Genomic DNA, 10,769 nt, shown 5'->3' on the forward strand with positions numbered 1-10,769 from the left:
AAAAATGGAAGCGCCGTCAATATCTATCAATAAACTAACGTGCGACTAAAATTTCTGGCATCTTTGGCCGCTCATTTTCAGCCATGATATTCAGCTCGCTCGAAGAGCAAGGTACGCGACATATGCAAAATCAACCGCCGATTCCCCGATTTCTATTTAGACTTTATTGCAATAGTCAACTCTGCTAGCCCGCAGCGAAAACTGATTTCCTTCCTATTGTAGGCGTTCGCACGCTCGAACGCTATCGTCAGGTTTGCAAGTTCTTTATGGTCGAATTGCGCACGTGCCAGCTCGAACACTTGACCTGGCACTTGGGTGGAGCACCACGAGCTTCATGGCCCCCGTCCAAGCGAGAGCTGCCTGCCCAGGAAACGTGAACCAGTCTCCCGTCAACCCGACATCGAGCTATGCGCGGTTCCGTGGACACGGCCTCGAGTCGATCGCGTCTGATCCTTGAACTCCAAGGGCTGAGGTGGCCGGCCGCGAATGTCTGCCTGTCAAACAGGGCCCAGTCTCGACCCCCGACGCCTCTTGGGTCATCGAACGACGCTGCGAGCTGCCCGTCACCCGGATATGCCGCCGTGAACCGGCCGGTAGCCGACACGGCGCTAGTGGGCTGGCACCGAAGCCGTATGAAGAACCCGAGCAATCTCCTGCCGAAGCTCGGCGATACGGAACGGCTTGCTGAGCATGCGGGTGTCGGGCGGCAGATTTAGAGCGGTGTTGTCTGCAAAGCCCGTAATCATAAGGATCGGCAGGCCAGGGCGCTGCTGCCGAGCCCGACGGGCGACTTCCGCACCGTTCATTTCAGGCATGGCGTAATCGACGATGAGAAGATCAAAGTCCAGACCAGCGGCCAGGATGGCGAGCGCCTGATCCCCGGAATGGGCTTCCGTGACCTCGTGTCCGGTTTCGTCCAAGGCAGAAGCGATGAAGGAGCGAACGCTTTCATCATCATCCACCAGCAGGACGTTCAGAGTCCGGCCTGCGATCTCCATGGCGGGCTGCTGAGGCACAGCAGAAGGGAAAGCATCCCCTGCCCGCGGCAGGTAGATTGCGACCGTCGTGCCTTTACCCACTTCGCTCTCGATGGTGCAGGTTCCGCCCGATTGTTGCGAGATGCCAAACACCATCGACAAGCCCAAGCCGGTTCCCTTCCCGATGGCCTTGGTCGTGAAGAACGGCTCCAGCGCTTTCGCCTTCACGTCCTCGGTCATGCCGGTGCCCGTGTCGCTCAGCGAGATCATCAGATAGTCGCCGTCCAGGAGTTCTGGCGGCAAGGTCGGATCGCCCGAACTGACATTTCGAGTTTCGATGGTCAGCACACCTCCGCTCTCCATGGCATCGCGTGCGTTGATCGCTAGATTGAGAATCGACGCTTCGATCTGGTCGCGGGCGGACGAGACGGGCCAAGCGCCCTGCGCAAGGCGAAGTCGTATGGAGATCGTCGGTCCGAGCGTGCGCTGGAGAAGGTCTCCGATATCGCTCAACAGTTCGGTCATGTCGAACGGCCGGATCTCGAGATGGCTTCGTCGAGCGAAAGCCAGCAGCTGCGACGTGAGCTTGGCACCGCGCTCTGCCGCACGGGTCGCCGCAGTCACAAGGCGACCCAGATCCGCGTACCGGCCTGCTGCGAGATGCAGCGGGATGAGATCGAGATACCCCAAGACGGCGGCAAGCATGTTGTTGAAGTCGTGGGCAATGCCCGCTGTCAGAAGACCGATGGATTCGATCTTCTGGGACTGCCTGAGTGCCGCCTCCGCGACCTCGCGCAACCTCGCGGCCTCTTCTGCCTGCGCGACGGCATGCTGCTCGCTCTCAACCCGACGCAACGCAACGAAGCTCAGAAGGAAGAGCGCGATCGAGGCGGGAATGCCCACTGCGGCATAGGGAAACAGGCTCTGCAGCCACTGATGGAAGATCGACGTCTCCTTTCGGGCGACGACGATGTATACGGGGTAATCCGGCAACTTGTGATAGATCGCAAACCGTGATTTGCCGTCGATAGCCGATCGTCCTTGGATCACGCCCCCTTCCGGGTTCCGGGCGATCGCCGGTGCGAGAATGTCGTTGGGGCCCGGTGCCAGATAGCCGGGGTCGATGGCCGGGTAGCGGGCAAGCACTGCGCCGTCGTCGCGGTATATGCCGCCGCTATAGGTGGGCCTATCCCGGAATAGGGTGCCAAAATATTCGATGAAGTCGCTCGATGACGCTTTGGTCGCGATCAGACCACCGAATTGCCCGGAATTGGACTGGCGGGCACGTGCGATCGTGAACTCGAAGTGATGATCGCTAGTAGACTGGACATTCCCGAAGAATATTTGAAGATGCCCGTCGCGAATCAGTTGGAAGTGTTGTTGATCGCCGACGCTATAGCGATGATCGACGGGAAACTTGGTTCCACTCAACACGTCGTGACCGGTTTCGTCCGTCACCCATAAGTTTTTAACCTGGGGTAGATCGACGATAAGATCGGCGAGATCGGCGTGGAGATGCCGTTCGTCAGCAATGATATCGGAGGAGCTAAGGGTGCTCAATCGCCTGCTGACGGTATTGCCCACGTACCGATGCAGGTCCAGCACCTCTTTGACCTGGGCCTCCGCCATCGCCACCAGGTTTGTCAGTTCGACTTTTGATTCCAGCCGCACGTTTCGGTAGGCGGCGTAGCTTCCGATGGCGAACAGCAAAATGGGGACGACCAAGGTTCCGAGCACCAGGAGCTTTAAAGTTTTTACGGTCGCCCTGTTCCTCGGCATTTTCCCCGGGTCCTGAATGGTTCGCTGCGCGTCTGGGCGCGGTGAGGCACCTTGAAAGTCTTAGCGCCTAAAAATTTCACCAAGGTAGGCTGAAGAACACTAATTCAACCCTCCGAAATTCAATGGGGTGAAACTCTCTTGGAATTTCCGGTACGGGGCCACCGATTAAGCAGCTTGCTGGCAGCGTCGCGGGCGGCCCGGTCTCGTCAGGTTGGGTGATCCGAGGCGCATGGGGGCTCCTTCTTTGATTGTTTCGGTCGGGCCGCAGAGGGCGCGATCAGGCGACCGGCCCGGTCTCGAGCATCTTGATGTAGCTTGGCCGCCCGTATCGCTCCCGATGGCGGGAGCGGGCCCAACTCAACAAGCCACGCATGTCGGCGACCGAATGGAACGCGCGGACCTCGAGCCAGATCCGGAGTTCATCCAGCATGCGGGTCATGTAGCTGGGACCGTAGCGCAAGATCGCCGAGGCCGTCATGACCGCATCGGCACCCGCCAGTAGATATTTCACGATGTCGTCGCCGCTGTGCACGCCGGTCGATCCGGCGAGGGACAGCTTCGTCCGCCCGGCCAACAGGGATGTCCAGAGCAGAGGCAGCGGCATTTCGGCCGGTGTGCTCAGATGAACGCCCTGGGTCAGGCGCATGCTCGCGAGGTCGTAGTCCGGCTGGATCAGGCGATTGAACAGCACCAATCCGTTGGCGCCGTTGTCATGGAGGCGCTGCGCCAGGTTGCCGAGCGCACTTACGAACGGCGAGAGTTTTACCGAGAGGGGAACGGCGACACCGCGCCGGGCGCTGGCGACGATGCCGGCATAGCGGTCTTCGACCTGTTGACCGGTCAGGGCCAGATCGGTCGGCACGAAATAGATGTTCAACTCGATGGCATCGGCGCCGGCCTGCTCCATCAGCCGGGCATACTCGGTCCAGCCGGCTTCGGTCGCCCCATTCAGGCTGGCGATGACCGGAATGGAGAGGGCTTGGTGTGCCCGGCGGATCAGGTCGAGGTAAGCTTCCGATCCGACGCCATAGGGTCCGATGGCGACGGGCAGATAGCTGGAGGCTTCGGGCGAGTTATGAGCCATTCGGCCCAGGATCAGTTCCTCCAACTCGGTATCGGCTTCGATCTGTTCCTGGAACAGCGACGGCAATACGACGGCAGCGGCGCCGGCGTCTTCCAGGCGGCGCAGATGATCGAGCTGGGCATTGGCGGGCGCGGCGGACGCGATCAGCGGGTTCTTGAGCGACAGGCCCAGATAGTGTGTGGCAAGCGACATGGGGTGCTCCTTCCAGGCCCTTAGGCCGTGATCTCGTGTGTCAGCCCGCGCCCGGCCTGGCCCTCGCTGACGCTGGTCACGGTCGTGTTGGCAATCTCAGCCAGCGCTTCCCGGGTCAGGACCCCCATGTGCGAGGTCGCCAGCTCCTCGTTTGCCTTCCGCAGCGCCGCCCGGTCGTCGTTGTGGGTCCCGAAGACGACGGCCTTCATGTCCGCTCCACTTGGGCATCCGCATTGAAGCGGCTGCCGTCGCGCTGGGCCAGATCCTCGTATTGCCGGTATTTCTCGTCGACGGCGCGTTGGGCCATGGCAAGCAGCGCATCGGCCTCGGCCGGCCGGGTCTGCGCCAGCGAGCGATAGCGGCTTTCGTTATAGGCATAGTCCTTGAACGGGATACGCGGGCGGGGCGAGTCGAGCCGGAATGGCGCTTCATCGACGGTCCGCATGGTCGGATTGAAGCGGAACAAGGGCCAATAGCCGCTCGCCGTTGCCAGATCCTGCTGCTTCATGCCGAAGCGCATGTCGATGCCATGGGCAATGCAGTGGCTGTAGGCCAGGATCAGCGACGGACCGTCATAGGCCTCGGCCTCGCGGAAGGCTTCCAAGGTCTGTTGCGGATTGGCGCCCATCGCGACCTGGGCGACATAGACGTTGCCGTAGGCGATGGCCTGCAGTGCCAGGTCCTTGCGGTTGGTCCGCTTGCCGGCCGTGGCGAATTTCGCCACGGCACCGAGCGGCGTCGCCTTCGAGGCCTGTCCTCCCGTGTTCGAATAGACCTCGGTATCGAGCACCAGCACCTTCACGTTCTTGCCCGAGGCCAGCACATGGTCGAGACCGCCATAGCCGATGTCGTAGGCCCAGCCGTCGCCGCCGACGATCCAGATGCTGCGCCGAACCAGGTGGTCGACGACGGAAAGCAGGTCGAGCGCTGCCGGCTCCGGCAAGGTCAACAGGCGGACCTTGAGTTCAGCGACGCGGATGCGCTGTGCCCGGATCTCGGACTCCTGGATCTGTGGCGCCAGGGCAATCGCCTTCGCCAGCTCTGGCCCGACCTTGTCCGACAGCTTGGTGAGCAGCCCCAGCGCCAAGTCGAGATGCTTGTCGGCGGCCAGCCGGAAGCCCAGGCCGAATTCGGCATTGTCCTCGAACAGCGAGTTCGACCAGGCCGGCCCGCGGCCCTCCTGATCCACGGTCCAGGGCGTCACCGGCAAGTTGCCGCCATAGATCGAGGAGCAGCCGGTCGCGTTCGCGATCTGCAGCCGATCGCCGAACAGTTGGCTCAGCAGCTTCAGATAAGGCGTCTCGCCGCAGCCGCCGCAGGCGCCGGAGAATTCGAACAGGGGCTGCAGGAACTGCACGCCGCGCACGTTGGCGAAATCGACCTGGGCGCGGTCGTTGACCGGCAGGGTCTCGAAGAAACCGATGCTGGCACGCTCGCGCTCCAGGATCGGCAGCTTCGCCACCATGTTGATCGCCTTCACGTCCGGCTCGCGCGGGCTGGTCGCTGGGCACGCTTCGACGCACAACCCGCAACCGGTACAATCCTCGACATAGAATTGGAGCGTGAAGCGCGCTTCGGGATAGCCCCGCGCGTTGACCGGCGCCGACTTGAAACCGTCGGGCGCGCCGGCCAGCTTCTCCTCGCCATAATACTTCGACCGGATGACGCTGTGCGGGCAGACGAAGCTGCATTGGCCGCACTGGATGCACAGATCGTCGCGCCAATCGGGCACGATATCGGCGATGTTGCGCTTCTCGAACGCGCTGGTGCCGGACGGAAAGGTGCCGTCGGCCGGCATCAGGCTGACCGGGATCTCGTCGCCCTCGCCGGCGAACATGCGAGCGGTGACCGACTTGACGAAAGTGGGGGCGTTGGCCGGCACCAGCGGCGGCAGTTCCAGGCGGCTCGTGACGTGGGCCGGCACCGGGATCTCATGCAGCTGCCTCAGAGTGCCGTCGACCGCGGCGTAGTTCCTCTCGACCAGGGACTGGCCCTTGCGGCCATAGGTCTTGTGGATCGCCTCCTTGATATGCGCGATCGCCTTGTCGCGCGGCAGCACGCCGGAGATGGCGAAGAAACAGGTCTGCAGCACGGTGTTGGTGCGCGCGCCCAAGCCCACCTCGCGCGCCACGGCCGACGCGTCGATGACGAACAAGCGCAGCTTCTTGTCGATGATGGTCTGCTGCACCGGCCGGGGCAGATGGTCCCAGACCTCGCCGGCCGGATAGGGCGCGTTTAGCAGGAATGTGGCACCGGGAGCGGCGATGCGCAGCAGGTCCTGCCGCTCTAGAAACCCGAACTGGTGGCAGGCGACGAAACCGGCCTGGGCGATCAGATAGGGCGCCTTGATCGCCTCCGGTCCGAAGCGCAGATGCGAGATCGTCTGGGCGCCGGATTTGTGGGAATCATAGACGAAATAGCCCTGGGCGAAGAGCCCGGCATCCTCGGCGATGATCTTCACGCTGTTCTTGTTGGCGCCGACCGTGCCGTCGGCCCCCAGGCCATAGAACACCGCGCGGGTGACGGCCGCCGTCTCGATCGTGAAATCGGGATCGACCGTCAGGCTGGTGTGGCCGACGTCGTCGTTGATGCCAACGGTGAAACCGGTGCGGGGGTTATCCGCTTTGAGCGCGTCGAACGTGGCCTTGACCATGGCCGGCGTGAAATCCTTGGACGACAGGCCATAGCGGCCGCCGATCACCAGCGGCAGCGTCGGGCGCTCGCCGCGGCTGAATGCGCCGGCCAGGCTGGTCACGATGTCTTGGAACAAGGGCTCGCCGGTGGCGCCGCTTTCCTTGGTCTTTTCCAGCACGGCAATGCGGTGCACCGACAACGGCAGGGCGGCCAGCAGATGGTCGGCGGAGAACGGGCGATAGAGCCGGACCTGCAGCACGCCGATCTTCTCGCCGGCGGCCCGCAGCACCGCCACGGTCTGGCGCGCGGTCTCGGCGCCGGAGCCCATCAGCACCAGCACACGCCCTGCCTCGGGATCGCCCTCGTATTCGAACGGGCGATAATGCCGGCCGGTCAGCGCGCCGAACCGGTCCATGGCGCGCTCGACGATGCCCGGGACGCGGTCGTAGTAGGGGTTCACCGCTTCCCGCGCCTGGAAGAAGGTATCGGGATTATGGGCCGTGCCGCGGATGAACGGGTGTTCCGGGCTCAAGCCCCGGGAGCGGTGCGCGCGGACCAGGTCGTCGTCGATCATCGCGCGGATATCGGCGTCGGACAGCAGCTCCAGCGTGTTCAACTCGTGCGACGTGCGGAAGCCGTCGAAGAAATGCAGAAACGGGATGCGCGCTTCGAGCGTCGCCGCTTGCGCGATCAGCGCCGAATCATGCGCCTCCTGGACCGAAGCGGAAGACAACAGCGCGAAGCCGGTCGTTCGCACGGTCATGACGTCGGAATGATCGCCGAAGATCGACAGGGCCGAGGTCGCGAGCGACCGGGCCGCGACCTGGAACACGGTCGAGGTCAGCTCGCCCGCGATCTTCATCATGTTCGGGATCATCAGCAGCAGGCCCTGCGACGAGGTGAAGGTCGTCGTCAGCGCGCCCGACTGGAGGGCACCATGGACCGCACCGGCCGCACCGCCCTCGCTCTGCATTTCCTGGATGACCGGGACGTTGCCCCAGATGTTGGTGACGCCTTCGCACATCCATTGGTCGGCCAGTTCGGCCATGGTCGAGGACGGTGTGATCGGATAGATCGCGCAGACCTCGTTCACCCGATAGGCGACATGGGCTACGGCGGTATTGCCGTCCATCGTGGTCCGGGTGCTCATGCGGGGATCCGTTCCGGAATCATGTCGATCGCGTGGCAGGGGCATTGTTCGAAGCAGGCGGCGCAGCCGGTGCACAGCGCCAGATCGACCGCGTAGCCGCGCCCGGGACCCAGCTTGAGGATCGCCGTCTCGGGACAGGCGGCGAAGCAGCCGTCGCACTCGTAGCAATTGCCGCAGGACAGGCAGCGCTTGGCCTCGTGCAGCGCCGCCGTCTCGGACAGCCCGCCGACGACTTCGGCAAAGTCCTGACGCTTGTTCGCGGGCAGTTCGGGCTGCAGCGACGGTTTCGCGTCGCTGTAGATTGGCAGATGCAGATCTTCAAAGCCGATGACGGGATGCTTGGGCGCCGCCGCATAGGGCTGGCCGCGCAGCCACCCGTCGATATGGCGGGCGGCCTTCTTGCCATGGCCGACGGCCGCGGTCACCGTGCGCGTGCCGGGGATCATATCGCCACCGGCGAATAATCCCGCCGCGCCGGTCATCATGTCCGTACCGACGAGGACGGTGCCGTCCGACGTCAATTCGACGCCGGGGATGCCTTTGAGGAAATCGCTCTCGGCGTGCTGGCCGAGTGCGAGGACGACCGAGTCCGCCTGCAGCGTCTCGAATTTTCCGGTCGGCTGCGGCACGCCCTGGGCATCGAGGGCCATCAGCTCGACCTGCAACTTGTCGGCGCCGATGTCGCGGATGCTGCTCAGCCACTTGATCTTGACGCCTTCGCTCAGGGCCTCCTCGGCCTCGAACGCGTGCGCCTCCATGTGCGCACGGTCGGAGAAGAAGACGATCAGCGCCTCCTCGGCCCCCAGGCGCCGCGCGGTGCGGGCGGCATCCATCGCGGTGTTGCCGGCGCCGTAGATGACGACGCGACGGCCGAGCTTGGGCGCCCGACCTGCACCGACATCGTGCAGCAGGCTTACGGCCGAGACGACATGGGCCGCGTCGCGGGCCGGGATATCGACGTGGCGCGCGGCTTGGGCGCCGATCGCGACGAACACGGCATCGAACCCGCCCGCGGCCTTCTCGGTCAGCACGTCTTCGACCTTGTGGTTGAGCGTGAGGCGCACGCCCATGGCCTCGATCCGGGCGATCTCCTTCATCAGCACGTCGCGGGGCAACCGGTAGGCCGGAATGCCGAAATGCAGCATGCCGCCCGGCAGCGGCCCGGCGTCGCGGATCTCGACCGTGTGGCCCAGGCGGGCCAGGTGATAGGCCGCCGACAGGCCGCTGGGACCGGCACCGACGACCAGCACCTTCTTGCCGCTCGGCGCCGCGTCGCGCGGCGGCAGCCAGCCCTCGGCCGTCGCCTTATCGCCCAGGAAACGCTCGATCGAATGGATGCTGACGCTGCTGTCGAGTTCGGCCCGATTACAGGCGCTTTCGCACGGGTGATAGCAGACGCGGCCATGGACGGCGGGCAGCGGGTTGTCGCGGATCAGCGTTTCCCACGCCTGGCGCCATTTCCCGGCCTGGGCCAGGCTGAGCCAGGCCTGGATGTCTTCGCCGGCGGGACAGCCCTGGTTGCACGGCGGCAGCAGATCGACATAGACGGGATGGCTGGTGCGGGTCGGCCCCACGACCCGCCGCCGGGTCATCTCGACGACCGGGCTCATGTCCGGGCGATGGTCGATCATGACGGCACCTTCGACGTTACGGCGGAGCCGGTTTCCCGGATGAAGCAGGCCAGGATGATGGCAAGAACGATCGCCGCCACGCCGGCCGTGCTGGCTTGCTGGAAAATGCCGAGCGTGCGCGGCCCGCCTTCCGACAGATGGTTCAGCAACCAGCCATAGGCCGGCGCCAGCAACGCGCTGAAGGTGAAGACCAGGAAATTGATGGCGCCGGTGGCGCTTCCCTTGACCCGGTCCGGGTTGACCTCCTTGATCACCGAATAGGGGATCATCGCTGCGCCGGAGCCGATGCCGAGCAGCAGGCCCAGCAGGTAGGGCGGGGCGACGCCCGGCAGATAGACCACGGTCGCAGCCGAGGCCAGCATGACCAGCGCACCGCCGATCAGCACCGGCTTGCGCCGACCGATCCGATCGGCCAGGTAGCCCAGCAGCGGGCAGCCGATGACCCAGCCGAGCGGAACCATGGTCGCGCGATTGACCGCGTCGGTATAGCCGGCGCCCAGCCCTTCGCGCAGGAACGGTACGCCCCAGATCATGTCGCCGATCGTGGTCGGCAGGAACAAGAGGCCGGCCGAAAAGCCGCACAGATAGGATTGCGGATTGGTCAGCACGGTCTTGTAGGGCGTGAACATCGATAAGAGCGGGTTCGGCCCGGCCGGCCGCGCATCATGGCCGCCCGGCGTCGCGACCCAGATCAGCACCGCGACCACGGCGAGCGCCAGGCCGGCGAAGATCCAGAAATGCTGCCAGCTGATCGTGCCATGGATCAGCGGACCGACCGCGAACTGCCCGACCGAGCCGCCCAGCATGCCGAAGCATTGGGTAAAGCCGATGGCCGTCGCCAGATACTTCGCCGGAAAGCCGTGCGACGCCAGATAGACCGCGCCGGTAAAGGCGAAGGCGGAGCCGGCGCCTTGGAACAGGCGTCCCGTCTCGGCACCGCCGGCCGAACCCAGCCCGAACAGAACGGCGCCCAGCGCCGTCATCAGGATCCCGGTCGGGATGACGGATTTAGCGCCGAACCGGTCGAGCGAGGCGCCGGCCAGGATCGAGAACGTCGAGTAGGTATAGTAGTAGAGGCCGATCAGCGCGCTGACGCCCAGTGCCGTCAGCCCGAATGTCCCGGTCAGCTCGGGGATCATCACGCCTGGGGCCGAGCGCAGCGCATATTGCCCGAAATAGAAGATCAGGCAGAACGCCCAGGCCACGATGAACGCGCTGCGACTGCTTTGAATCGGTGGCGCGGTGGTCGCTTGTACGGACATTCTTGAGCGCCCCTCTATTCGGATGCCCCGGACGTTAGGGTGGAAACCCGAACCGCAGCT

The 10,769-nt window shown here is 64.3% G+C and carries 6 protein-coding genes; all 6 read right to left on the minus strand.

What is annotated here, in order from left to right; all coding sequences use genetic code 11:
* Positions 1–608 precede the first annotated feature (608 nt).
* Positions 609–2,702 carry a hybrid sensor histidine kinase/response regulator gene (locus tag VGV37_RS12480; RefSeq protein ID WP_326880004.1) on the minus strand — a complete coding sequence of 698 codons (2,094 nt, stop codon included), beginning with the start codon at positions 2,700–2,702 and terminating at the stop codon, positions 609–611.
* Between the two features lie 331 nt (positions 2,703–3,033).
* Positions 3,034–4,032 (minus strand): dihydroorotate dehydrogenase-like protein, encoded by a 999-nt coding sequence (locus VGV37_RS12485; protein WP_326880005.1) that lies wholly within the window; start codon positions 4,030–4,032, stop codon positions 3,034–3,036.
* 20 nt (positions 4,033–4,052) lie between these two features.
* Positions 4,053–4,241 carry a hypothetical protein gene (locus VGV37_RS12490; protein WP_326880006.1) on the minus strand — a complete coding sequence of 63 codons (189 nt, stop codon included), beginning with the start codon at positions 4,239–4,241 and terminating at the stop codon, positions 4,053–4,055.
* Entirely contained in the window at positions 4,238–7,816 is a 3,579-nt protein-coding gene (gene nifJ, locus VGV37_RS12495; RefSeq protein ID WP_326880007.1) for a pyruvate:ferredoxin (flavodoxin) oxidoreductase, read from the minus strand. The genes VGV37_RS12490 and nifJ overlap by 4 nt, the downstream gene beginning before the upstream one ends.
* Complete coding sequence (locus VGV37_RS12500) at positions 7,813–9,447, minus strand: NAD(P)-binding protein (protein ID WP_326880008.1); 1,635 nt, start codon at positions 9,445–9,447, stop codon at positions 7,813–7,815. The genes nifJ and VGV37_RS12500 overlap by 4 nt, the downstream gene beginning before the upstream one ends.
* On the minus strand, positions 9,444–10,709 hold the full coding sequence (locus tag VGV37_RS12505) for an MFS transporter (protein WP_326880009.1): 1,266 nt from the start codon (positions 10,707–10,709) through the stop codon (positions 9,444–9,446). Before VGV37_RS12505 ends, VGV37_RS12500 begins: the two co-directional genes overlap by 4 nt.
* Positions 10,710–10,769 lie beyond the last annotated feature (60 nt).

The organism is Aliidongia sp. (genome assembly GCF_035943795.1).
Lineage (GTDB): Bacteria > Pseudomonadota > Alphaproteobacteria > ATCC43930 > CGMCC-115725 > Aliidongia.

Excerpts from the sequence above, each read along its gene's own strand:
- VGV37_RS12505 (WP_326880009.1), bottom strand. The coding sequence starts at position 10,709 with ATGTCCGTACAAGCGACCACCGCGCCACCGATTCAAAGCAGTCGCAGC.
- VGV37_RS12485 (WP_326880005.1), bottom strand. The coding sequence starts at position 4,032 with ATGTCGCTTGCCACACACTATCTGGGCCTGTCGCTCAAGAACCCGCTG.
- nifJ (WP_326880007.1), bottom strand. The coding sequence starts at position 7,816 with ATGAGCACCCGGACCACGATGGACGGCAATACCGCCGTAGCCCATGTC.
- VGV37_RS12490 (WP_326880006.1), bottom strand. The coding sequence starts at position 4,241 with ATGAAGGCCGTCGTCTTCGGGACCCACAACGACGACCGGGCGGCGCTG.
- VGV37_RS12500 (WP_326880008.1), bottom strand. The coding sequence starts at position 9,447 with ATGATCGACCATCGCCCGGACATGAGCCCGGTCGTCGAGATGACCCGG.